The following is a 22,120-nucleotide window of genomic DNA, read 5'->3' as shown; positions in this document are numbered from 1 at the left end:
TTGGAAAGTTGCCTGAAGATGATCCCGCACTGCCGTGCGTTCAACTTACGCTTTGGCCATGTGGTGTCGCGATATGTTGTCGCAATATTTCCGGCGCCGAGATTTCGTCACAGCATTCCGAGCATGCGCGGCAGCCACAGGGAGATCTCCGGGATGAAGGTCACCGCAACGAGGAACATCAGCATGGTCAGCAGCCACGGCCAAACCGCGATGGTGAGTTCCGTGATGCCCATCTTGGCAATGCCCGAAGCGACATAGAGATTGAGGCCCACTGGAGGATGGCACATGCCGACCTCCATATTGACCACCATCAGGATACCGAGATGCACCGGATGCACGCCGAGCTTGACGGCGATCGGAAACAGGATCGGCGCAGTGATCAGCACGATCGACGACGCCTCCATCACATTGCCGGCGACCAGCAGCAGGATGTTGACGAAGATCAGGAACGTCCACCAGTTGACGCCGATGTCGACGATCCAGGCGGTGAGCTGTTGCGGGATCTGTTCCGACGTCATCAGGAACGAGAACAGTACTGCATTGGTGATGATGTAGAGGATCATCGCGCTCATGCTGGCGGAGCCGAGCAGTACCCGCGGCACGTCCTTCAGGCCCATGTCCTTGTAGACGAAAACCGCGATGATGAAGGCATAGACGGCGCTGACCGCCGCGGCTTCCGTAGGCGTGAACCAGCCGCGATAGATGCCGCCGAGCACGAGAAAGATCAGCAGCAGGCCCCAGATACATTCGCGGAACGCCCTGAAGCGCTCGCCCCATGACGCCCGTGGCAACCGCGGATAATCGAACTTCCAGGCGCGATACACCGTGGTGGCGCCGAGCAGCGTCGCCAGCATCAGGCCGGGAATGACGCCGGCGATGAACAACTGGCCGACGGATGCCGAGGTGACGCGCGCGCCATCGGGGCCGAGCGCGACGCTGCCGCCGGTCGCCACCGCATAGATCACCATCACGATCGACGGCGGGATCAGGATGCCCAATGCGCCAGACGTCGTGATGACGCCTGCGCCAAACCGCTTCGGAAAGCCCTGCGCGACCATCGCAGGCAGCAGGATCGAGCCGATCGCAATCACGGTCGCCGGCGACGAGCCGGAGATCGCCGCGAACAACGCGCAAGCCATCACGCCCGCGAGACCGAGGCCGCCATACCAGTGTCCGACCATCGAGGTCGCGAAATTGATCATACGGCGGGCGACGCCGCCATGGGTCAGGAAGTTGCCGGCGAGAATAAAGAACGGGATCGCCATGATCTCGAAATTCTCGATGCCGGTGAACAGTTTCAGCGCCACCGCCTCGATCGGCACCTGCGTCAGAAAGAACAGGAAGGTCAGCACCGTCAGGCCGAGCGCGATCGAGATCGGCATGCCGGTGAGCATCAGCGCAATCAGCAGCGCGAAGATAATCAACGTGGTCATCGGACGCCCTCCGGCGTCGGACCAATCGCCGTGTCGACGTCGATGCCCTCCACATGGGTGTGATCATGATGCGGCAGATCGTCGAAACGGAAATAGCTGTAGGCGACCTGCAGAAAGCGGAAGCACATCAGATAGGAGCCAAGCGGAATGCAGAGATAGACGATCCAGCTCGGCAGCTCGAGATCTGGCGATGTCTGGTCGGTCTGCGACAGACCCATCACGAAGCTCGCGCCCATGGTGCCGATAATGCCGGTGAACAACGCGCCGCAGAGCAGGCCGAACAGGATGGTGCCCTTGCGCCATTTCGGCGGCAGTTGCAGCACCAGCACGTCGACGCCGACATGGATGCCGGTGCGCACGCCGTAGGCGGCGCCGAACTTCGCCATCCACACGAACATGTAGATGCAAAGTTCCTGCGCCCAGGACAGATGGATGCCGGCGAGAAACTTGTAGGCCGCCATCGCGCCGGGCAGATTGCGATACGACACCACGAAATCGGTAGTGTAGCGATGCGCCACGGCGACAAAGATCACCACCGTCGCAGCGCCGATCAGCGTCGCGATCAGGGTTTCCTCGAGCCGATCGAGGATGCGTAACAAGAACCGCACGGAATATGTCCCCTTCCCCCTGGGCCGCCTGGCGGCGGCCTCATGGTGAGGAGCGCGCCTCCTGGCGCGCGTCTCGAACCATGAATATCGTTCACTCACCCTGCGAGACGCGGCCCAATCAGGCCGCTCCTCAGGATAAGGTCTCAGCTAAGTTGCGCCTCAATTGGTCTTCGCGTTGGCTTCCTTCTGGAATGCCGCGATCAGATCCTTGCCGACGCGCGATGCCATGTCCGCGGTCACCGGCTCCAGCGCCTTCATCCATTCGGCACGCTCTTCCGGCTTCAGCTCGTAGAAGGTGGTGGTACCGGCCTTCTTCATCGCGACGATGGCGTCGTCGTTTTCCTTCTGTGACAAGCCGTTGGCATAGGTGGTGGCATCATCCATCGCCTTCTCGACCTGCGGCTTCACATCCGCCGGCAGACCGTCCCAGAACTTCTTGTTCACGATCACGGCGTAGCCGATATAGCCGTGGTTCGAGAGCGTTATGTGCTTCTGCACTTCGTGCATCTTCTGGGTATAGACGTTGGACGGCGTGTTCTCGTTACCGTCGACAACGCCGGTCTGCATCGCCTGATAGACTTCCGAGAAGGCCAGCACCTGCGGGATGGCACCGAGCGCACGCATTTCGGCTTCGAGCACCTTCGACGACTGGATACGCATCTTCATGCCCTGGAAGTCGGCGACCTTATGCATCGGCTTGTTTGAGGTCATGATCTTGAAGCCGTTGTCCCAGTAGGCGAGACCCTTGATACCCTTGGGCTCGAGCTTTGCCAGCAGGCCCTTGCCGATCGGCCCGGTGGTGATGCGGGTCAGCGCCGCCTTGTCCGGCAGGATGTACGGAAGATCGAACACCTCGAATTCCTTGACGCCAAGCGGGCCGAACTTGGCGAGCGACGGCGCCAGCATCTGCACGGCACCGAGCTGCAACGCCTCGACCTCTTCTTTATCCTTGTAGAGCTGCGAATTCGGATAGACCTCAACCTTCACCTTGCCATTGGTGTATTTCTCGGCGAGTTCCTTGAACTTCTCCGCGCCCTGCCCCTTCGGCGTGTTCGGCGCGACGACGTGGCTGAATTTGATGACGACGGGCGATTGAGCGGAGGCCGGGCCGGCCAGCGCGAGCGCTGCGATCGACGCTGCCGCCAAAATAAACTTGCGCATGATGTTCTCCCTGTTGGTCGCGCGGAGCTGTTTCAAAAAGTCGCTGCGCTTGGATGCCACGGGCAGCTTTATCGTCATCGGCGATCAAACGCCATCGCTCCCTTCGCAGGGGTTGGAGCAAAAGCTTTACTGCAATGCAAAAACGCGGCGCCTTGCGGCACCGCGTTTCGTTGCGCGTATAGGTTTTGGGAAGCGATCAGCTCGCGGCAGCAACCGGCGTCGGCATGTCGCGCTCGCGCTTCATGACGATCTTGTTCAAGGCGCCGAGGTAGGCCTTGGCCGAAGCGACCAGCGTATCCGGATCGGCGGCACGCGAGGTCATCGAGCGGCCTTCATGAGCCAGCCGCACCGACACTTCGGCCTGCGCGTCGGTGCCTTCGGTCACGGCATGGACCTGATACAGTTCCAGCTTGGCTTCATGCGGCACCAGCGCCTTGATGCAGTTGAAGACGGCGTCGACCGGGCCGTTGCCTTCGGCCTCCTCGATCTTCACCACGCCTTCCACATTCAGCTTCATGGTCGCGCGCTGCGGACCATGGGTGCCGGCGATCACCGTCAGCGAGACCAGCTTGATGCGGTCATGGGCCTGCACGATCTCCTGATCGACAAGTGCCTCGATATCCTCGTCGTAGATATCCTTCTTGCGATCCGCCAAGGCCTTCATGCGAATGAAGGCGTCCTCGATCTGGTTCTTGCCCAGCTTGTAGCCCAGCTCCTCCAGGCGATGGATGAAGGCATGACGGCCGGAGTGCTTGCCCAGCACGATCGACGACTGCTTCAGGCCCACCGAGGCCGGAGTCATGATCTCGTAGGTCGAGGCGTCCTTCAGCACGCCATCCTGGTGGATGCCGCTCTCATGCGCGAAGGCGTTCCGTCCGACGATCGCCTTGTTGTACTGCACCGGGAACGAGGTCGCGGCCGAGACCACCTTGGACGCGCGGGTGAGCATCGTCGGGTCGATCCTGTTCCAGTATGGGAATTTGTCGTTGCGCACATTGATCGCCATCACGACTTCTTCGAGTGCCGCATTGCCGGCGCGTTCGCCGATGCCGTTGATGGTGCATTCGACCTGGCGCGCACCACCGTCGATACCGGCCAGCGTATTCGCCACCGCCATGCCGAGATCGTTATGGCAATGGACGGAGAAGATCGCCTGATCGGAATTCGGAACGCGCTCGCGCAGGGTGCGAATGATGCGGGTGTATTCCTCCGGCGTGGTGTAGCCGACGGTGTCGGGAATGTTCACCGTGGTGGCGCCGGCCTTGATGACGGCCTCGGTGATGCGGCACAGGAAATCGATGTCGCTGCGGGTGGCGTCTTCAGCCGACCATTCGACATTGCTGACCATGTTGCGCGCGCGGGTGACGCCGGCGACCGAGGCGTCGATCACCTGCTCCGGGGTCATGTTGAGCTTGACGCGCATATGCAACGGCGAGGTCGCGATCACCATGTGGACGCGGGCGCGATCACCGGCGGGCTTCACCGCTTCAGCGCAGCGATCGATGTCCTTCGGATTGACGCGGCCGAGGCCGGCGATGACCGAGTTCTTCGAGCGCTTGGCAATCTCCTGCACCGCCTCGAAATCGCCTTCCGACGAGATCGGGAAGCCGGCCTCGATAATATCGACGCCCATGTCGTCGAGCATCTCGGCGATTTCCAGCTTCTCTTCAAACGTCATGGTAGCGCCGGGGCACTGCTCGCCGTCGCGCAAGGTGGTGTCGAAAATGAAGACGCGGTCCTTGTCGGACTTCGTGGTCGCGGTCATGGAATATTCCTTAAGTCGGGGCGCGGTCTGTGTGGCGCCAGGGGAAGCTGATGGTCTGCGTGTCATGATCCCCTGAGTACCCAGGCCAAATGGCCCAGACGGCGCTCAGGGGCAGATAAGCAGAAGCAGCCCGCCGAGAAGGAGGTTGGAGCGCAACGCAGCCGGAATCGCGTCGGGACCAGCGGCAACAGCCACTCCCCCGGAAATTCCAACCATATCGCTGCGAATCAGCATTGCCACACCTTCAGGCCCTCATCCTCGGCCAAAACCAGTCTCAAGGAAAACCCTTGATGGTTCGTTGCCGACGAGAGCCTTGGGTCGTTCTAGACGACAAATGCGGGGGCCTGCAACGGCAAAGAGGGTCAGGAAGACTGACCTAAATCCATCCTGGAGACGTTCGGGCGCCTGGCCGACTGGCCCAGCCAGAACAGCGGAACTGGACGTTTTCCCAGCCAGACTTTTACCCTAAGACCGAACGGCAATCGCAAGGACAGAACGATGACTTTCGCCAAGGGATTATCCGCTTTCCCGATCACGCTAATGAATACGAATGGCAGGGTCGATACCCCTGCGCTGCGACGTATGGTAGCGCCGCTGGCGACCGCCAAGGTCGATTCCATCGGGTTGCTGGGCAGCACCGGATCGTATCCGTTTCTCAGCCGTGACGAGCGCCGGCGCGCCACTGAAGCCGCCATTGCGGAGGTCAACGGCCGGGTTCCCGTGCTGGTCGGTATCGGCGCGCTGCGCACCGACGAGACGATCGAACTCGCCCGCGATGCCAAGGCGGCAGGCGCTGCCGCAGGCCTGCTGGCGCCGGTGTCCTATACGCCGCTCACCGAGGACGAGGTGTTCGAGCACTTCAAGGTGGTGGCCGATGAGAGCAAATTGCCGATCGTGATCTACGACAATTTCGCCACCACGCATTTCAAGTTCACGCCCGACCTCGTCGGTCGCATCGCGCGGATTCCCGGCGTTGTCGCGGTGAAAGGCACTTCCCCCGAAGCCGGCCTCGCCGCAGGTCACCTGAAGCAGATGCGCGCCGCCGTACCATCAGGCTTTTCGGTGGGCTATGCCGGGGACTGGAATTCGATGGAGACGCTGCTTGCCGGCGGCGATGCCTGGTATTGCGTCGCTGCCGGCCTATTTCCCAACAGCTGCCTCGCCATCACCCGCGCTGCACAAGCCGGCAATGCGGACGAAGCACGCCGCCTCAACAACGCCATGCAGCCGCTCTGGGATCTGTTCAAGCAATTCTCCAGCCTGCGTGTGATGTATGCGGCTGCGGATATCGTAGGGCTGACGGATGCAAAGCCACCGCGTCCGGTGCTGCCATTGAACGATGCGGCGCAGGACAAGGTCGCGGCAGTGTTGAAGGAATTGAAGCTGAGTTAAGCCCACACTGTCATTCCCCGGTACACCAATTGGAGTGCCCAAGGGCGGGTTGTCTCACAAGCCCTTCAAGCTCAGTAAAAACAATGACTTAAGGCCACCGCATTTCAGCTCTGGGTATCACTCGGATGTATCAATGTCGACTGGCTGCACGGAGTGACCTGAGCCCCTGAACTTCCGCCAAAAATAGGTAGAATCCGTCACCTGAAGGGAGACGGAGATGAAGCAGTCGAGGTTCACGGAAGAGCGGATCATCGCGGTGCTGCGGGAGCACGAGGCAGGCTCGAAGACCGGGGACGTTTGTCGCAAGTACGGGAACAGCAGCGCGACGTTCTACAAATGGAAGGCGAAGTACGGCGGGCTCGATGTGTCCGAGGCCCGCCGCCTGAAGGTTCTGACCGACGAGAATGCCAAGCTAAAGAAGCTGCTGGCCGAAGCGATGCTCGACAACGCCATGTTGAAGGATCTCACTTCAAAAAAATGGCGACGCCCGTCGCGAAGCGACAAGCTGTGGCTCACCTTTGTTCAAGTTTTGAGGTCAGCCAGCGGCGGGCGTGTGCGGTCATCGGAGCGGATCGAACCTCGGTACGCTATCGCAGCGTGCGGCCCGACGATGTTGTCATTCGCGCGAGGTTGCGCGAACTGGCCAATATCAGGCGGCGGTTTGGCTACCGTCGCCTGCTCCTGCTGTTGCGCATCGATGGCGTTTCGATCAATCACAAGAAGCTGCGGCGTCTGGACGAGCGGGTGGCGCACCTCGCACATCACGATCCCCTCACGGCTGCCGAACCGCGCGCTTTTTCTCGACAGGCTGCAAACAGAGTGTGACCGACCACGCGGCGGTCCTACCTTCGCGGTGCTATTCATCGATCTCGACGGGTTCAAGGCGGTGAACGACACCTTCGGGCATTCGGCAGGCGACGAGCTATTGGTAACTGTCGCCCGCCGCCTTCGCAGCTGCGTAGGCGAACGAGATCTGGTGGCACGGCTCGGAGGAGATGAATTCGCCGTACTTCAATGCGGCATTTCGGTTACCGCCGAGGCCCGCGACCTCGCAGCCAGCATACTCGATGCATTCGGCGAGCCTAATGGTCGGCCGGGAGACAGCCTCGGAATTGAAGCGAGCATCGGAATCGCGGTGGCAAGCGATGCCTTTGAAGACGCCGGCCGAATGCTGCGAAGTGCAGATGATGCGATGTATCGCGCGAAGGCCTCGGGGTGTCAATCGGCGTTCAAATTTGGCTCTGACTCACTTTTGATGAAGTTCGAGAGTCGGCTCGCGTTGGTTTCATAAGGGAATCAACATGATGCAGCGAGCCTTACCTCCATCGGCGCTGGTCCCTCGCGGGTTCGATGTAGAGAGCGCCATCTGCGACGGCGACACGACCGTGATCACCGTCCGTTCCACCAGCGACATGAGTCTCTGCCCGGGGTGTGGAGCAGGATCGAGACGAATCCATAGCCGATATCGGCGATGCCTTGCGGATTTGCCTCTGGCTGGACGGAGGGTTCAGCTTGTGGTCGCGGCGCGGCGTTTCCGCTGCGATGCAGTTCTGTGCGGGCGACGTGTCTTCACCGAGCGCTTCGTTGAAGGCATCCTGGCGCCCTGGGCGCGGCGAACAGCCCGACTCGACTACGTCGTCCATCAGCTAGGCCTCGCATTGGGCGGGCGGCCGGCGGCAAACATCGCCCGTCGGCTGATGCTGCCGGTTAGCAATGATACGTTGCTCAGGGTCGTTCGAAGGCGTGGCTGACCGCGCGACGAGCAACGTCAATGCGAACAACCGATGGCCCTCGCGTACAACAGCGTACTTCGACGGACTTTTCGAGCATATCCGGAGAGAATTTTCACTGACCGCATCAGCCACAACAATGAGTCGCGGCGGGCATGGCGGCTGTCATGCTTGCTTACCGAGATCTATGCTATCTCACAGCCTCCTGTGAAGTTGCGGAGGGCTAGTTGTGACCGATACGGTGCAAGGGGCAAACTAAACCTATCGTCGGCAACATCGTGCTTAGCCATAGTCGCAGAACCCGGCAGCTTTCGGTTGGCTCAATGTCCCTCAATTGTGCGATATAATTTGACGCCTCTGGAGCGACGACCGGTCCCGGAGCGCCTCGTCGTCCTCCCTGAGCTTCTGTGTGAGGTCTGGAATCCCTTCACGATGCAGTCTATGCCGAGACGCCATTGTCGAGCAGGCTTTTCTCACCCTTTGGCGTAAGCTGATAAAGATCGCCGTCCTTCTGGACATAGCCGTCCAGCACCAACTCTTCAGCTTTGGCTGTATCGTCAAAAGCAAAGGCGTTATCGATTTCCCGCAGAACCATCAGTTGATCGTCTGTAAGCATGGGAACCTCCATTTCCCTAGCAACTACGGAACGCGCAGCTTGTTCCTAATTGCGATGTCATGCTGAAGACCTTATGGCTTCCGCCTCTAACGCACGCTGTCGTTTGCGCGTCTCTCGCGTTGTGGGCAAAGAGATCCCCAATCGATTCGCCTGACGTCTCACGGCCTGCACATTACGTTTCATGGCCGCAGCAATTTTGATCGGCGATGCACCCGCTTCAGCCATGGCTTTAAGTTTTTCACTTTCTTCGGCCGACCAAGGCCGGATTAGCGGCATCATCACTCATACTCCACCAATCGAAGCGGCGTCTTTTCCCTATGGCGCTCGTAGGCTGCAATCGCCTGGTTCGACAGTAGCAGAGGACTGACGACTCCCTGCCCGATCTGGTACGCGACATGCTTTCCAATAAATTCAAACGCTTCTTGCGGGTCGCGCAAGCGGCCAACCCCCGCCAGGTAATCCAGCGCGATCTTTACAGATTGCTCGTGCAGGGATTCCGTTGACTGGCTCAGGCTGCCAACTCCTTGCGAACTGCGGCGGCTGAGTTGCCGACCGTCTTCTGCAGCTTGTCTTTATCCACGCCGAGCTCCTTGGTCCAATACTTGACCTCATGCGCCTCGTGCATGTTGATCTTGCTGCGATCGGGCTGCCCTTGTTCTTCAGATCGTCCATGGCATCCTCCAGTGTTGGATGCCTAAAGGAACGCATTTCTGACTTTCTTGTTCCTGCGCGGCCAGTATGGCCGCCGCCGCGGTAGGTCGCCGCGCCTCTTCGCGGTACTGATGCCGGCCTTCTAGAGGGACGAGGTGTCTTTTTGCCGCCGCTTGATCTGCACGAATGAACTTTGGGTTGAGTGGCGGGTTGAGAAATATGCCCAAGCGCACACGGACATCGGCCCCTATGGGCCTTCAACCTTCCCAGTCGGAATCCTGCTCCCAGATGATGCCAGCAATGCCGATGGCCGGAAATTCCAAGACCGGCCCATTTCGTCCGATCAAGAAATCGGCGAGCGAAAAGGAGCGCGCTCACTCTGCGAAAGCGACGCTCCGTAAGTCATTGCAGAAGCAGCGAGCCATGCAGCGCGGCTAGCTGTTGCGCTGAAGATCGTTCTGCCGAAGGAACGAGAGGCCATGCACCGTAAGGCGGTGATGATCGGTCTCCCCCTCACTGTGCAGTTGGTCAAGATGCGGGGAAAGCTGGGCGCGGACGCCCGGTGCTTCTGAATGTCCTGAGAGGGCTCCATAAATATCGATGGCGCGGTCGAGGGCCGGGATGTTCATGGCGAGCTTTCTGATGGCCACAGCCGTTCACCGTCGCCCTGTGCGACAGTTGTCGGAGTCAAGTCCCGCTACTTCCGATCGTTCCAAGTTTCACCGTTCTCAGTCGGAGCCAGGTGATCTTACCGGATGATGGATCGAGTTGGCATTCAGCCAGTCCTCGTTGTCTGCAGCTGAGATCCAGTAGTGTGCCATCTGTAAAAGCCGGAGAGCTTCAGCCTGGTCCGTGGCTTCTTTTGCCTGTCTCGCTGCATCGGATGCCATCAACCGAAACGACGTACCTTGGCGCATTTTCGCTCTCCATTTCAGCGAAAACATAAGCCACTGTTGCGCTAAAGGTTTCTTCGACGGGTGGGAGGACTTACATAGTCCGGCTCCAGTGACGGAGCCGGACATTTAGCCTTGGAGATCTTGCTCTGCTTCGACGTTGACGACAGATTTTGCCAGCGCGGTCAACGCAACGTCGGTGGCCTTCTCTTCCTTCAACGTGGCATCGAGAAGCGAGACAGCTTCAGGCATCCCCAGCTCCTTCGCCCAGGTCGCCAGCGTTCCGTAGCGGGAGATCTCATAGTGCTCCACCGCCTGTGCCGCGGCAGCAAGACCGGCATCGAGAGCAGGCATGCCCTTGTATTCGGTCATGATCTCTGCGCCTTCCTTGGTAATACCCATGATGGCTTCACACTTCTTGGCGGTCGGCTTCTTGCCTAATATCTTGAACACGCCTTCGAGCCGCTTGATCTGACCAACGGTCTCCTTCTGATGCTTCAGAAAGGCGGCCTTGAGTTCTTTCGATTGTGCGGCTTTTGCCATCTTCGGCAGCGTGGCGAGAATCTTCTTCTCGGCGAAATAGACATCCTTGAGCGTGTCATGGAAAAGGTCGGCAAGAAGCTTTGGCTTTTTGGCCATGGGAAATTTCCTCCAGTAGCCCCGGTGAGCTGGGGCGGCTTATCACGCCAGCCCAACAGACCGCTGGAACTTAAGTTCCGATGAGGAGCTGCGCTCTTCTTTCCAAAACGCGATGGCCTCTGTTCAGTTGCCCTTTCTAGCGCCCAACGAAAAAGGCCCCCGGGAGGGAGCCTTTTGATTTGAAGAGCGACGCGTTCAGCGATGGCCGTGGTGGATTCCACGATGCATGTGACCATGACCGCGCTTCACGATAACAACCTTGTTGGCACGATGACCGCGATGGTAGCCGCCGTGATGGCCGCCGCCATGCCGAACCACTACGGTCTGAGCATCAGCCTGTGGAGTAGCGGCAGGAACAGCGATGCCGATCGAAGCGAAGGCAGCGATAGCCAAAAGAACTTTGCGCATTATCTTCTCCTTTGAACGAGCGGAGATTGAATGCGCGACTGTAGGGCCCGTTCCGTCGTCTCAGGATAAATTTCCTGAATGACTGTTCAGGAAACGCCCTCAAACCTGCTGTTGCCTGCGCCGTAGCGTCTCCACTGCCGCCATCCCCGCGGACACCATGCCGCCGAACGTGCGCTCACCCGCATTCACGCGCTTCAGTATTTTCTTGGCGACGAAGCAGCGGTTCTTGTGGTTGTCCAACTCGCGCGGCAAGACCTCGCACGCTTTGGTAAGGGCTATCTCCATCTCGAGAATTGTTCGCTTGTCGACCGTCTGCGCGACCAATGGCGGTGCGCTGGCGACTGGCCGTCCGGCACTTCCATCTTCCATCAACATGACGACCTCCCTTGTTTTCTCCTATATCGCGCGTTCGGTGTTTTGGTTCCTTCAATGGGGCCTGCGGTGCTTGCGGCACCTACCGACCTGGCAGCCCATTGATTACGCGCCACGCTGCAGCGCACCATCAATTCATTCTGGACCCTGCGATCTACCGTCGCTACGCTTTGCACAAGTTCGCCTCGAGATGCGAGCGCCGACGATAGAGATTAAAGGGAGAGACCATTGAACGTTCTTCAGAAGACGAATCGGAATCCCCCAGATGAAGCCACTATTATTGCGTGGGGGCTTTTTTGCTTCATCTTGGTATCGGCCATTACCATGATTGGTCTCTACGTTGGCTTTCGGCATTAGATAGTGAAAGCCCCCGCGGACGATCCGTCGGCCTTTTAATTTTTCAACCTCTGCCGGCAACGGCTCAACTAGATGAAATACTGGAGAGATGATTTCGAGCTCCATTGGACGCTCCGCGATATCGGTGGCGGCCGGCTGAAGCTGTCCCCGATCACGGAAGACCAACTCAGCGAACTCTTGGAGATGGGCCTCGTCGAAATCGTGGACGACCAGGTCAAACTGACGGAGGCCGGAAATCGGAAGATCCAGTGAAGCCTTCCCACCGAAGGACGATCTTCCGGTGTTCTAATTTGGCTCACACAGAACAAGGGAGGTTGCGATGAACAGGCTTGCTGCAGTTGTTCTCTGTGGAGTCATACTAATCGGCGCATCGACTATGGCGCGAGCTGATCAGCCTGGACCGGATTGGATGCCCATTGAGCAAGTAAATGCGAAAGTCCTGCAGTCCGGCTACTCGCAGGTTACCAAGCTCGAGGCTGATGATGGCCGATGGGAAGGTGAAGGCATCAAGAAAGGTCGAAGGATGGACTTTCGCGCAGATCCGAAGACTGGCGTGATCGTCTCTGAGAAGCTTGATGACTAGTCTTCGCGGTCTGCGGTGAAGGGGAGCTACTTCCTCACCTTCCCTTTTTTCTTTTCAGCTTTCAGAGCCTCGGCTTGCGCGCGGAATGCTTCAGCCAGGTTGTGCATCCGCTCAGCATGCCGGTGTCTTCCGTGCGATGAGCGGCGGCCTCGGCTTTCCCAGCCTGCTTCCTGAGCGACTTGGTTGGTTTCATACGGAAGTTATGCCGCAAGCCGGGAAGTAGTTCCACCTGCTGGGCGGTCCTATCGCACGCCCTCCGGACAGCGTAGGCTTCCGGGATGAAACAGTCCGACACTTACCGCGCGAACGCACACAACTGCGCCGAGATGGCTGCGGCAGCCGACAACGAGCCGGCCAGGAATCGGTTCATGCGCATGGAAACGGCATGGCTCGCATTGGCCGAAGAAGAGGACTGGCTCGATGGCGAGACTTCGCCGAAAACTGATCTGCCGCGCAGCATGCCCGATCCCGATCCAGAAAAGAACTGAAACTTTCTTGCGCCCGTGTCGTATCCGGATTGATCATACCGCGAGGAGCACGTTTTTGACTTATGACGATCAGATCGAAACAGCGATTGCAGATCAGGACATCGATAGATTGATAAAATTTGCATACGGCGACACATGCAGGTGCATTACCGTCAAAGGCGAACCGATGTGCGTCTGCAAGATGTTGGCGACGGCGCTTCGCTCCAAAGTTGTTCCACGTTCACTTTTCGAGAACAGGATTGAGCGAGTTGCCTCAATCTAACGGCTGATGGATTTACGGTTGGAGTTAACGCAGGATGATAGCGACCGAATCTTGACCCCAGAAGCCTCGCTTTGGTCGGCCCGGCGGTAGAGCGACCTACTCGCCGGGCCTTTAAGCAACGATGTTCCCTAACGTTGCTGTTCGAGCAACCAGACAGCATCCCCAGTATCGACAAGCCAGTAAGGCTCAACGCGCAATGCCTACCTTCCAAGGACGTCACTCTTCGATCGCAAGCTTCTGTTGCCTCAACTTCCGCGTTGAGCCGGTCGAGGACACTTCGGAAGCCTGACATGGAAGGCACCTGACGCGATTACATCGCCAGCATCGTGGAGACGGCGCCGCGGGTGGCAAGGATCCAGGGTGGCAAACGGGCGAAAGGTGCACCAACATCGAGACCGCTTTCCGGTAATTCGTCTCAAATGAGACGACGCCACCTCCTGGCTTGTGGTTCCCTCCCGAGGAACCGTCGGAGGAACCGACATGAATGAGCGTCAGCTGATAACCCGCGCATGGCAAGATGCGGACTTGGAGAAGCTCAAACAGTTGCATGCAGAGGGGGCTACGCTTCTACGAGCATGTGCGGCTATGAAGCGACCAAGGGCTTCCGTCAAAAAACGTGCTCGTGAACTTGGCCAGCATTTCGCAAGTGTTCGAGAAGTTCGGCGGGAGATCAGCGCTCGCGAGCAAACCCAATGACAGTTATTGGGTCTACAGCGCCGAAATGCCCGAAGTGCAATCGCAAGATGACGTCATTTGAAAAGGGAGATTCGGAGTTTAGATGCGCGAGGTGCGAGGTCGATCCGATGGAGCGCAGCAAGGGTTGGCTTTCGAGCGAGTTGAAGCCACCGTCAAGATGACTAGGATGATCAGCGCAGCCGAACAGGTTCAGCCGCGTAGGAGGCTAAAATCGACCCTCTAGTCGTCCTTATAAAAAAACTGAAAGAGCACTCGTACCTGAGCCAAGAGGACCTTTTGGAGATCCGCCGGCTGCCGTGCTCTGTCCGCGAATTGGATAGTCATGAGGACTTCATTCGGCAAGGCGATCGACCCAAGGTGTCCGCAATCGTCGTCGAAGGAATGCTGGCTCGCTATCATCTCCTGCCGAACGGCGCACGCCAGTATTTGTCCTTTCATCTCGCTGGCGACATGCCGGATTCACAGTGTCTTTTCATCGAGGTGATGGATCATGCCGTCTGCGCGATCGGCAAGGCCGTCGTCGCCTCGGTCCCGCATCGGGACTTGATGAAGTTATTCGATAGTAGACCAAAGGTTGGCGCTGCAATCTGGCGTGAAACCCTGATCGACGCAGCCATCTTCCGTGAAGCGATCACGAACAACAGCGCGCGGTCCGCCCCTGCCCGCATGGCTCATCTCTTCTGCGAACTCTTCTACCGATCGCGGGCTTTCGGCTTGACGCGTGACGATACGTGTATTCTGCCGATAGGTCTTAATCAGCTGGGAGAGGCTCTCGGGCTGTCGCTAGCTACCGTAAACCGCGCTTTGGCCAACCTTCGAGACACCGATCTTGCCGACTTCAAGAGCGGGTCTCTCACCATCAGAAATTGGGCGGGTCTGGCGGACTGCGGCGAGTTCAATCCTCGCTACTTGCATCTGCGACGCGAGCCGTTCTGACATCGCGAATGTCAACGAACAGCACAATGGCGGCACCTATGCCAATCTCAAGACCGCTGTCGAGTTTGTAGAGAGGCTGCACAACGCGATCACGGTTCTTAGCATCTCGGCGGTCGTCGCGGTCTGACCGACACTAGCCTCTGACCAAATCCCGGTAACGCCTTCCCGGCATTGGCGGAGATTATGCGTAGGCAGGGAAAAGGCCCGGCTTTCGCCGGGCCCCGGTCTGCTGAATTCAGTGTTCGGACTTAGAAGTTTGAGCCGCCCCAGTTGAAGTGATAGTTGATGCCGCCCTTCACAGTGTGGGTGGTGGCACCAAGCTCCAGACCGCCCGGAGCAAATGCAGTCAGATAACGTTCGCTGCCATAGTCGGCGTACATGTACTCACCCTTGAGCGACCAGTTGGGGGCGAACATGTATTCCACGCCAGCGCCGACGGTCCAGCCCGACAGCACTTTGCTCTCGCTGAAGCTGCCGCCCAGGCCGGCGATCGAAAAGCGATTATCGGCCCATGCGTAACCGCCCTTGGCGTAAAACAGCGCTGCGCCTGACGTCACACCGACGCGACCGGTGACACTCCCGAATGAACGAATCTTATCCTCAAGCGTGACCGGAAAAATGCCGAACAAGCCGGTCTGGCTATATGAGATGTCTGACGCTGCCGCGTCTGCTTCAAGACCCCAGACCCAAATGCTACCGGGCGTCTGCCAGTTATAGCCTATAGTGCCGCCGCCGAAGCCGCCCTGCAGGTCGCTGCTCGTGGTCGTGACACCGCCGACGTTGACGCGATCAGACCAGCCGTAACCACCCATGACACCGAGATAGAAGCCCGACCAGTTGTAGCCTACCGGAATCGGCGCGGGCGGGGCTTTAGTGTAGGGACGAGCTGCTAGATCGGCGGCAGAAGCCGAAGCTGCGCCCAAGGTTAAAACGACAGCGGCCATCAGAATCTGTTTCATGTGATCTCCTGTGAAAGTTCGGCGATCACAATCCTATGTCCGCGCGCATCTCGAAGCTGTTACCATTTCGCCACACGCGCGAGTTTTTACCGCACCACAACCTCACCCCAATACCAACCGATGTGCTAAGTCGACTGCGGCAATAACCGATAACAATGTCTCCACGCAGGGTAGCCATCCCTTGAAGCGAGAGTTCTTTGAGAAACTGGAAGGACGATTTCGAGCTCGACTGGACGCTCCGCGACATCCACGGCGGCAGGCTGAAGCTGTCACCGATCACGGAAGACCAACTGAGAGCTATTGGAGTGGGGCCTCGTTGAAGTAGTGAACGATCAAGTGCAGCTCACCGAGACCGGATACCAGAAGATCCCCTGAGTGATGCCAAGGCAAGATCCCCGATTAACAGGACCTGGACTCCAGAAGTCATTGCTCGATTGATCAGCCTTGCCGATAGCGGCGCAACGGTGCTGCGAGCCGCTGCCGCCCTCGGGCGGCCGGCGACAGCGGTGCAAAACAAGGCCCGCGAGCGAGGGAAGCCGTTGGTAGTGTTCGGAACTCCAGGGCGTCAATACGAGCCCATATCGAGGCCAAGTGAGTGTGGAGAATGGCCTCGCCGCAGAAAGCCGGAACGACAATAAGTTAAATGCGTTTTGGGGCGCATGGATGAACGTAAATCCCCGATGAGGGATATCGACACTGTTGATCGACTCATGACCGCGTCGTTGGACTCCCTCACTATGCGGCGTCTGGAGCGATACCGCACGGAACTACAGCAGCGTCTAGAGGCGATTGACGAAGCACTCGCCGGTCTTGGTCATATTGTTAGTGGCGATGATGATCAAGGCCGGTAGGTGTGCTGGCTAAGTCGCGTATGTAAGGGGCTGGGTCGGTTGAGACGTCGACTTCGCGAAGACAGTGCCGTTTTCGGCAGTACTGTTTTTTGCCCAGCTGTTCCCATCCCGACCGACGTCGGGAGATTGAAGGCGCTAGAATAACAAGCGCGCTCAAATTGCCCGCTGCGCAAACATCTTCCTCCACCTCGACTGAGCTGACACCTCGCATAGCTTGCGGCGATCGGCGGAACTGAACCGGTTGGCTTCCGTTGGCAGTTTACAAGTTCGACACCTTCAATGAGGCAGGTAACAAATGGCCAAAACAGCAAAACGAACTAGCGGTGGCGTGAAGATCCATGACCAAATGCTGATCCGGGGTGAAGGTGGAGAGCTTCACCAGATCGCCGATACCGGCGACGAGGTGTTGACGACTGCACAGGGTGGTCCGGTGCTAGACGACCAGAACACTTTGAAGATTGGTTCCAAGGGACCTACCCTGATCGAGGATTTCCACTTCCGCGAGAAGATCTTCCACTTCGACCACGAACGAATCCCAGAGCGGGTCGTCCACGCACGCGGATACGCAGCTCACGGCTACTTCGAGAACTACAAACCGTTGACCAAATTCACTCGCGCTGACCTCTTCGCACGCGCGGGCGAGAAGACGCCGGCATTTGTTCGCTTTTCGACCGTTGCTGGAAGCAAAGGATCGTTCGACCTTGCAAGGGACGTGCGCGGCTTCGCCGTCAAACTCTATACGCAAGAAGGAAATTGGGACTTGGTCGGCAACAACATCCCAGTCTTCTTCATCCAGGATGCAATCAAATTTCCCGACCTCATTCACGCGGTCAAAGAGGAGCCCGACAGGGCGTTTCCGCAAGCCCAGTCGGCGCATGACAATTTTTGGGATTTCATCTCGCTGACGCCCGAAAGCATGCACATGATCATGTGGGTCATGTCCGACCGTGCCATACCGCGTTCGTTCCGTTTCATGGAGGGCTTCGGGGTTCATACGTTCCGCTTCGTGAACGCCAAGGACGAGTCGACGTTTGTGAAGTTCCTCTGGAAGCCGAAGCTTGGTCTGCAATCGGTGCTATGGAACGAGGCCGTGAAAATCAACGGCGCGGATCCCGATTTTCATCGGCGCGATCTGTGGACCGCTATCCAATCGGGCAACTATCCGGAATGGGAGCTCCAGGTTCAGCTATTCGATCAAGCGTTCGCCGACGAATTCGAGTTCGACGTTCTGGATCCGACGAAGATTATTCCGGAAGAGATCTTGGCGCCGATCCCAGTCGGACGCCTCGTTCTGAACCGCATGCCCGACAATTTCTTCGCGGAGACCGAGCAAGTCGCCTTCATGACGCAAAATGTCCCGCCGGGCATCGACTTCTCCAATGATCCCCTCCTTCAAGGCCGCAATTTCTCTTACCTCGATACCCAACTAAAGCGCCTCGGAAGCCCGAACTTTACCCATATTCCGATCAACGCGCCAAAGTGCCCCTTTGCCCATTTCCAGCAAGACGGCCACATGGCGATGCGCAATCCGGTCGGCCGGGCGAACTATCAGCCCAATTCCTACGGGATAGGGCCGCGGGAATCGATTGCAAAGGGCTTTAGGAGCTTCGCCGAAGCGGAGGAAGGTCAGAAGGCTAGATTGCGGCCAGAAAGCTTCGCCGATCACTATAGCCAGGCACGGCAGTTCTTCGTCAGTCAGACGGTTGGCGAACAGCAGCATATCGCTGCCGCGCTCACATTCGAACTCAGTAAGGTGAAGCTCCCGGAAATCCGCGAGCGCGTGGTGGCACATCTCCTCAACATCGACACCGACCTGGCCGGCAAAGTTGGACAGAAACTCGGTCTAGCGAAGATGCCGAAGCCGGCCGACGCAGCCGTACCGACAAGGCAGGACCTCGATGTATCGCCTGCCCTCAGCATCGTCAAAAACGGGCCGCAGCGGTTCGAGGGGCGTAAGCTCGGCATCCTGGTTACCGACGGCGTCGATGCCAACCTGTTGACCGCTCTGAAAGCGGCGATCGTGAAGGAAGGAGCCGTGTGCGAAGTTGTGGCCCCAAAGGTAACGGGCGCGAAGGCTGACGACGGAAGCCTCGTCGAAGCGGATGAGATGATAGATGGCGGCCCATCGGTGCTTTACGATGCAGTGGCGCTGCTGCCGGGCGCAGCGGGAATGGCGGATCTGCTCCAGGAGTCGACGGCGCGCGATTTCCTTGCCGACGCATTCTCGCACTGCAAGTTCATCGCCTATGTCGAAGCCGCGATACCACTGTTCGCCAAAGCTGGGATTGCGGACGCGCTCGACGATGGCGTGATCCCGTTGGCTGCCAAGAAGGACATCGCAACGTTCGTGGGGCGATTGACCGAACTTAGATTCTGGAAGCGGGAAGCTAAGGTTAAGATGGGTTAGCTTGGCACTTTCAAGATCGCAATTGCGGAGCGGAGTTCCCACCTCTGCTCTCGATGCGACGCAGTCAGTCTCGTCAATCTCGTAGAAGGACGCGTGAGAGTTGGCGCTCAGAAGTGGCGTAATGTGAGCTGATTGGAACGAGCGAGGTAGCCTTTGCCGTGATCTCCAATAGCGCAAGAACTCCCATGAACATATGGACGTGGAACTCGTTCCTCAATTCGGCATTGCATGTTCCAGCGAGCGCGATCCCGCGCCAGATAGCGTTAGGAGTCGACATGTTCAGAATTGCAATGGTAGCCACCGCCGTGACGATAGCTTTCGGGGCAGCTGCATTCGCTCAATCGGTGGGCGAGAAGACCGGCGTTAACTCAATCCTGGGTGTCGCTCCGACCACAGTAGATTTCGTCAAACAGGCCGCTATCAGCGACATGACCGAAATTGCCGCTAGCAAAATCGGCCAAGAACGTGGAAACGCGGCGGAGAAAACGTTTTCCGCACAGATGATCGCTGACCATACAAAGACGTCCACCGAGCTCAAGGCCCTTGTCGCAGGTGGTATAAAGGCCGACGTTCCGGCCGGACTGGATGAGGCTTCGCAGAAGAAGGTCGATAAGCTGAAGAGTGCCAAGGCGGAAGATTTTTCGTCCGACTTCGATGCTATGCAGGTTAGCGCACATAAGGATGCGGTCTCGCTCTTCGAGCGCTATGCCAAGGGCGGCGAGAATCCGAAGCTGAAGGACTGGGCGGGTAAAACGCTCCCGCACTTGCAGCACCATCTGGAAATGGCGCAAAATCTAAGTAAGAAGAAGTAACAATCTCCGCCCCTCCCGGTGGGCTTTTACCGGCTGCTCGACGAGCCGGCCGCCACCGGCCAACACAGCGAGCCGCCCGGGCAATACACCGGACGGCTTTCGTCATTTAGACGTGCTGATTACCAACTCTGACGTCCATACCAGTCGTCGACTTCCTTCGTTGTCTGGTCCTTGGCATAGCCATAACGCTCTTGAAGACGACCCTCGAGTTGCTCCCGTTTGCCGTTGATGACGTCAAGGTCATCGTCAGTGAGCTTGCCCCACTGCTCCTTGACCTTGCCCTTCATCTGTTTCCAATTTCCTTCGACCCTGTTCCAATCCATTTTTTCTCTCCCTTGTTAGCGGGATGAACGTCGTGATGGGGTCTTTGTTTCCCATGCGGCACTAAGACAGGGCCGGATAGTCAACAGCGCCGCGAAAAAATCTAGCTTCACCCCCTTGACCGAAAGCGGCGAAAATCTACATCGACAATCGCCTTTAAACGAAAGGAGTGAGGAGGCCCTACATGACAAGCAGTGCCATGTCGATGAATGAAATCCACGCAAATTCTCTCCTTGCGAGCACCTTCACGCACCCACGGGAGGTTCTTGCGAATCCCTTCTTAGACACCTTGCAAAAGAGATGCATCCTAGCCGCTTGGGCGTCAGATGCGTTTACTGTCGAAGGGAAGCCGTGGCTGCGCCAGATTCCAGGCTCCCATGAGACTGTTAGGATCGGTGATATTCTCGCAGCTCTCCGATCCCTTGATGAGGATGACGATCCCCCACCCAAGACGTCGCGAATGCCGTTGCCGGAGGCACCGATACATGTCCGAGCCGTGGGCCAGACCGCAGGAGAGGATCGACGCCGCCGTTTAGCGGACATCCATCCATAAAGCGCGAAACCATTTTCGCAAAGAAGCCGCCCGAGCATACTGCTCGGGCGGCTCAATCGCCGACCATCGAAAGATCGATGCAAGTCCGCTGCAATCGTCAATGAGTGTCGGTCCTTTTCCACTTTTCAAGGTCCGGCTTTTCCCGGTCCTGAGCAAACTGTTCCTTTTCCGGCACGCCTTTCCAGGGCTTCTCGGTCTGTTTCGTCGGAGCCCAATCTGACTCCGTGCGGGAATCATCTTTGGGAGTTTCTTTGCTCATGGTCCCTCCGTAATGTTACTTGCCGGCGCCGATGTTGCCGCCCTTGATGTTGCCCAGCGAGTTGTCCCCTTGCCCCGAATTGCCGCTGTTGCCCTTCAGAGCGGCATTGCCGCCAGTATATGTGCGGCCAGTACCGGTGGTCATGCCCTGACCGGACGTGACGCCTTGCTGAGTGTGGTTCCGGCGGGACTTTTCGGCGGACGCCGGCGACATCGTGGCACCGACGAGGAGAAGCGCCGTAGCGCTGATCGCTATAATCTTTTGCATTGGACCAAAGCCAATCTGTTCATGACGCCCTTGTCAGTCGAACGTGGCGCAGGCTAACTCGTTCCTTATCGGGCCCCACTAAATGCCTCGTGGCCATGCCCGAACCGGCCCGCCAAACTCATCTCGTGGCGGTCAGATAAACTAATGAGAAGCGTGCGCGCGAGGTGAGCTACATAAGAAGCCGCGGCTGGAGAGTATCCTGGCCGTGTATAATCACTTCTTTATGATTCTGGAGATGCAAAACCAGATCGTAGATGCGCCCCCTCGTCAAAGCGTCTACGCCCCTGGCAAAACCAAGATATCGGGTGATCTGATCTTCCAGTCCGATGCACTTGGTGCACATATTGCGCTCCCATCTCAGGCGGGAGATATGCTCTCATCACTGATTATTAGCCAGGATCCGAGCAGTGATGGAGGTCAAGTAAAGCGACCGGCTCTTATTCCCTGCACTCCTACGCGATGAATAAAGGCCCCGCACCGCGGGGGCCTAATTTCATCGAAGCAGCAGTACCAGAATGATCAGTGGTAGGGGAATTCCAAGTAGCCATAGCAGAATAGGCATTGCTCTCTCCTCATCGCGTGCGACGCGTTTTCCAGGTTCCGTCTCGAAGTCCACCACCCTCGGTCGCCGCCAGGCTGGCAGAGAAAGCGCCGATCAATAGTGAAGCCGTGAGCCAGAAGGCGAGCTGCATAGCGGCCTT

The 22,120-nt window shown here is 58.1% G+C and carries 23 protein-coding genes and 2 pseudogenes; 11 read left to right on the top strand and 14 right to left on the bottom strand.

From position 1 onward, the window contains the following. Positions 1 to 107: 107 nt before the first annotated feature. From CIW50_RS28005 to CIW50_RS27990, 4 genes are all read right to left on the bottom strand, one after another. Positions 108 to 1,433: a TRAP transporter large permease gene (locus tag CIW50_RS28005; protein WP_149534437.1), complete on the bottom strand. Its 1,326-nt coding sequence runs from the start codon at positions 1,431 to 1,433 to the stop codon at positions 108 to 110. Further along, complete coding sequence (locus tag CIW50_RS28000; RefSeq protein WP_149534436.1) at positions 1,430 to 2,041, bottom strand: TRAP transporter small permease; 612 nt, start codon at positions 2,039 to 2,041, stop codon at positions 1,430 to 1,432. The genes CIW50_RS28005 and CIW50_RS28000 overlap by 4 nt, the downstream gene beginning before the upstream one ends. A gap of 159 nt (positions 2,042 to 2,200) precedes the next feature. Continuing rightward, complete coding sequence (locus CIW50_RS27995; RefSeq protein WP_149534435.1) at positions 2,201 to 3,202, bottom strand: TRAP transporter substrate-binding protein; 1,002 nt, start codon at positions 3,200 to 3,202, stop codon at positions 2,201 to 2,203. Positions 3,203 to 3,398: 196 nt separating this feature from the next. Then, on the bottom strand, positions 3,399 to 4,967 hold the full coding sequence (locus CIW50_RS27990; RefSeq protein WP_149534434.1) for a 2-isopropylmalate synthase: 1,569 nt from the start codon (positions 4,965 to 4,967) through the stop codon (positions 3,399 to 3,401). 498 nt (positions 4,968 to 5,465) lie between these two features. Between CIW50_RS27990 and CIW50_RS27985 the strand changes: the two genes are divergently transcribed. The 4 genes and pseudogenes from CIW50_RS27985 to CIW50_RS27970 form a co-directional block, all read left to right on the top strand. Then, complete coding sequence (locus CIW50_RS27985; protein ID WP_149534433.1) at positions 5,466 to 6,359, top strand: dihydrodipicolinate synthase family protein; 894 nt, start codon at positions 5,466 to 5,468, stop codon at positions 6,357 to 6,359. Positions 6,360 to 6,576: 217 nt separating this feature from the next. Beyond that, positions 6,577 to 7,094 (top strand): annotated as a pseudogene (locus CIW50_RS29675) (transposase); the annotation flags it as partial. Then, positions 7,057 to 7,650: a GGDEF domain-containing protein gene (locus CIW50_RS29670; RefSeq protein ID WP_149534432.1), complete on the top strand. Its 594-nt coding sequence runs from the start codon at positions 7,057 to 7,059 to the stop codon at positions 7,648 to 7,650. The pseudogene CIW50_RS29675 and the gene CIW50_RS29670, both read left to right, overlap by 38 nt. A gap of 13 nt (positions 7,651 to 7,663) precedes the next feature. Then, a pseudogene (locus CIW50_RS27970) lies at positions 7,664 to 8,104 on the top strand (transposase family protein); the annotation flags it as partial. Positions 8,105 to 8,528: 424 nt separating this feature from the next. Here the strand turns inward: CIW50_RS27970 and CIW50_RS29275 are convergent. The 5 genes from CIW50_RS29275 to CIW50_RS27950 form a co-directional block, all read right to left on the bottom strand. Beyond that, a complete protein-coding gene (locus CIW50_RS29275) occupies positions 8,529 to 8,705 on the bottom strand; it encodes a hypothetical protein (protein WP_172980498.1) in 177 nt (58 codons plus the stop codon). Positions 8,706 to 8,762: 57 nt separating this feature from the next. Then, a complete protein-coding gene (locus CIW50_RS27965; protein ID WP_149534431.1) occupies positions 8,763 to 8,984 on the bottom strand; it encodes a hypothetical protein in 222 nt (73 codons plus the stop codon). 229 nt (positions 8,985 to 9,213) lie between these two features. Then, positions 9,214 to 9,330, bottom strand: a complete 117-nt coding sequence (locus CIW50_RS27960) for a DUF3606 domain-containing protein (RefSeq protein ID WP_149534430.1) — start codon at positions 9,328 to 9,330, stop codon at positions 9,214 to 9,216. A 460-nt stretch (positions 9,331 to 9,790) separates the two neighbouring features. Further along, positions 9,791 to 9,985: a hypothetical protein gene (locus CIW50_RS27955; protein WP_149534429.1), complete on the bottom strand. Its 195-nt coding sequence runs from the start codon at positions 9,983 to 9,985 to the stop codon at positions 9,791 to 9,793. A 393-nt stretch (positions 9,986 to 10,378) separates the two neighbouring features. After that, complete coding sequence (locus CIW50_RS27950; RefSeq protein WP_149534428.1) at positions 10,379 to 10,888, bottom strand: YciE/YciF ferroxidase family protein; 510 nt, start codon at positions 10,886 to 10,888, stop codon at positions 10,379 to 10,381. A gap of 201 nt (positions 10,889 to 11,089) precedes the next feature. Between CIW50_RS27950 and CIW50_RS29270 the strand changes: the two genes are divergently transcribed. Further along, positions 11,090 to 11,311, top strand: a complete 222-nt coding sequence (locus tag CIW50_RS29270; RefSeq protein WP_172980497.1) for a hypothetical protein — start codon at positions 11,090 to 11,092, stop codon at positions 11,309 to 11,311. Between the two features lie 84 nt (positions 11,312 to 11,395). Here the strand turns inward: CIW50_RS29270 and CIW50_RS27940 are convergent, their stop codons facing one another. After that, entirely contained in the window at positions 11,396 to 11,671 is a 276-nt protein-coding gene (locus tag CIW50_RS27940) for a hypothetical protein (protein ID WP_149534426.1), read from the bottom strand. A gap of 426 nt (positions 11,672 to 12,097) precedes the next feature. On the opposite strand from CIW50_RS27940, the gene CIW50_RS27935 reads away from it, so the two are divergent. The 4 genes from CIW50_RS27935 to CIW50_RS27920 all read left to right on the top strand — a co-directional run bounded on the left by CIW50_RS27935 (position 12,098) and on the right by CIW50_RS27920 (position 14,990). Beyond that, entirely contained in the window at positions 12,098 to 12,277 is a 180-nt protein-coding gene (locus CIW50_RS27935; protein ID WP_068738675.1) for a hypothetical protein, read from the top strand. A gap of 67 nt (positions 12,278 to 12,344) precedes the next feature. After that, positions 12,345 to 12,608, top strand: a complete 264-nt coding sequence (locus tag CIW50_RS27930) for a PepSY domain-containing protein (RefSeq protein ID WP_149534425.1) — start codon at positions 12,345 to 12,347, stop codon at positions 12,606 to 12,608. A 278-nt stretch (positions 12,609 to 12,886) separates the two neighbouring features. Continuing rightward, positions 12,887 to 13,096: a hypothetical protein gene (locus CIW50_RS27925; RefSeq protein WP_149534424.1), complete on the top strand. Its 210-nt coding sequence runs from the start codon at positions 12,887 to 12,889 to the stop codon at positions 13,094 to 13,096. 1,168 nt (positions 13,097 to 14,264) lie between these two features. Continuing rightward, positions 14,265 to 14,990: a Crp/Fnr family transcriptional regulator gene (locus tag CIW50_RS27920; RefSeq protein ID WP_149534423.1), complete on the top strand. Its 726-nt coding sequence runs from the start codon at positions 14,265 to 14,267 to the stop codon at positions 14,988 to 14,990. Between the two features lie 248 nt (positions 14,991 to 15,238). Here CIW50_RS27920 and CIW50_RS27915 read toward each other — a convergent pair whose 3' ends face one another. Further along, positions 15,239 to 15,949: an outer membrane protein gene (locus CIW50_RS27915; RefSeq protein ID WP_149534422.1), complete on the bottom strand. Its 711-nt coding sequence runs from the start codon at positions 15,947 to 15,949 to the stop codon at positions 15,239 to 15,241. Between the two features lie 1,146 nt (positions 15,950 to 17,095). Here CIW50_RS27915 and katE point away from each other — a divergent pair. Further along, positions 17,096 to 19,207: a catalase gene (gene katE / locus CIW50_RS27910; protein WP_149534421.1), complete on the top strand. Its 2,112-nt coding sequence runs from the start codon at positions 17,096 to 17,098 to the stop codon at positions 19,205 to 19,207. A gap of 275 nt (positions 19,208 to 19,482) precedes the next feature. Beyond that, positions 19,483 to 20,019 carry a DUF4142 domain-containing protein gene (locus CIW50_RS27905; RefSeq protein WP_149534420.1) on the top strand — a complete coding sequence of 179 codons (537 nt, stop codon included), beginning with the start codon at positions 19,483 to 19,485 and terminating at the stop codon, positions 20,017 to 20,019. A gap of 119 nt (positions 20,020 to 20,138) precedes the next feature. On the opposite strand, the gene CIW50_RS27900 is transcribed toward CIW50_RS27905, so the two are convergent. The 3 genes from CIW50_RS27900 to CIW50_RS27895 form a co-directional block, all read right to left on the bottom strand. After that, on the bottom strand, positions 20,139 to 20,342 hold the full coding sequence (locus CIW50_RS27900; RefSeq protein WP_068738686.1) for a CsbD family protein: 204 nt from the start codon (positions 20,340 to 20,342) through the stop codon (positions 20,139 to 20,141). 648 nt (positions 20,343 to 20,990) lie between these two features. Beyond that, complete coding sequence (locus tag CIW50_RS29265) at positions 20,991 to 21,152, bottom strand: hypothetical protein (RefSeq protein ID WP_172980496.1); 162 nt, start codon at positions 21,150 to 21,152, stop codon at positions 20,991 to 20,993. A gap of 15 nt (positions 21,153 to 21,167) precedes the next feature. Continuing rightward, positions 21,168 to 21,419: a hypothetical protein gene (locus CIW50_RS27895; RefSeq protein ID WP_149534419.1), complete on the bottom strand. Its 252-nt coding sequence runs from the start codon at positions 21,417 to 21,419 to the stop codon at positions 21,168 to 21,170. Positions 21,420 to 22,120 lie beyond the last annotated feature (701 nt).

This window comes from Tardiphaga sp. P9-11 (assembly GCF_008329525.1).
GTDB lineage: Bacteria > Pseudomonadota > Alphaproteobacteria > Rhizobiales > Xanthobacteraceae > Tardiphaga.
The sequence above is the reverse complement of the archived record's forward strand: the minus strand, read 5'-3'. Positions and strand labels throughout refer to the sequence as shown.

Coding starts and splice junctions, on each gene's coding strand:
- CIW50_RS27930 (WP_149534425.1), top strand. CDS start 12,345: ATGAACAGGCTTGCTGCAGTTGTTCTCTGTGGAGTCATACTAATCGGC.
- CIW50_RS27900 (WP_068738686.1), bottom strand. CDS start 20,342: ATGGATTGGAACAGGGTCGAAGGAAATTGGAAACAGATGAAGGGCAAG.
- CIW50_RS27940 (WP_149534426.1), bottom strand. CDS start 11,671: ATGTTGATGGAAGATGGAAGTGCCGGACGGCCAGTCGCCAGCGCACCG.
- CIW50_RS29670 (WP_149534432.1), top strand. CDS start 7,057: ATGGCGTTTCGATCAATCACAAGAAGCTGCGGCGTCTGGACGAGCGGG.
- CIW50_RS27915 (WP_149534422.1), bottom strand. CDS start 15,949: ATGAAACAGATTCTGATGGCCGCTGTCGTTTTAACCTTGGGCGCAGCT.
- CIW50_RS27955 (WP_149534429.1), bottom strand. CDS start 9,985: ATGAACATCCCGGCCCTCGACCGCGCCATCGATATTTATGGAGCCCTC.
- CIW50_RS27985 (WP_149534433.1), top strand. CDS start 5,466: ATGACTTTCGCCAAGGGATTATCCGCTTTCCCGATCACGCTAATGAAT.
- CIW50_RS29270 (WP_172980497.1), top strand. CDS start 11,090: ATGGCCGTGGTGGATTCCACGATGCATGTGACCATGACCGCGCTTCAC.
- CIW50_RS29275 (WP_172980498.1), bottom strand. CDS start 8,705: ATGCTTACAGACGATCAACTGATGGTTCTGCGGGAAATCGATAACGCC.
- CIW50_RS27965 (WP_149534431.1), bottom strand. CDS start 8,984: ATGATGCCGCTAATCCGGCCTTGGTCGGCCGAAGAAAGTGAAAAACTT.
- CIW50_RS27895 (WP_149534419.1), bottom strand. CDS start 21,419: ATGCAAAAGATTATAGCGATCAGCGCTACGGCGCTTCTCCTCGTCGGT.
- CIW50_RS27905 (WP_149534420.1), top strand. CDS start 19,483: ATGTTCAGAATTGCAATGGTAGCCACCGCCGTGACGATAGCTTTCGGG.
- CIW50_RS27990 (WP_149534434.1), bottom strand. CDS start 4,967: ATGACCGCGACCACGAAGTCCGACAAGGACCGCGTCTTCATTTTCGAC.
- CIW50_RS27960 (WP_149534430.1), bottom strand. CDS start 9,330: ATGCACGAGGCGCATGAGGTCAAGTATTGGACCAAGGAGCTCGGCGTG.
- CIW50_RS28005 (WP_149534437.1), bottom strand. CDS start 1,433: ATGACCACGTTGATTATCTTCGCGCTGCTGATTGCGCTGATGCTCACC.
- katE (WP_149534421.1), top strand. CDS start 17,096: ATGGCCAAAACAGCAAAACGAACTAGCGGTGGCGTGAAGATCCATGAC.
- CIW50_RS29265 (WP_172980496.1), bottom strand. CDS start 21,152: ATGAGCAAAGAAACTCCCAAAGATGATTCCCGCACGGAGTCAGATTGG.
- CIW50_RS27925 (WP_149534424.1), top strand. CDS start 12,887: ATGAAACAGTCCGACACTTACCGCGCGAACGCACACAACTGCGCCGAG.
- CIW50_RS27935 (WP_068738675.1), top strand. CDS start 12,098: ATGAAATACTGGAGAGATGATTTCGAGCTCCATTGGACGCTCCGCGAT.
- CIW50_RS27995 (WP_149534435.1), bottom strand. CDS start 3,202: ATGCGCAAGTTTATTTTGGCGGCAGCGTCGATCGCAGCGCTCGCGCTG.
- CIW50_RS27950 (WP_149534428.1), bottom strand. CDS start 10,888: ATGGCCAAAAAGCCAAAGCTTCTTGCCGACCTTTTCCATGACACGCTC.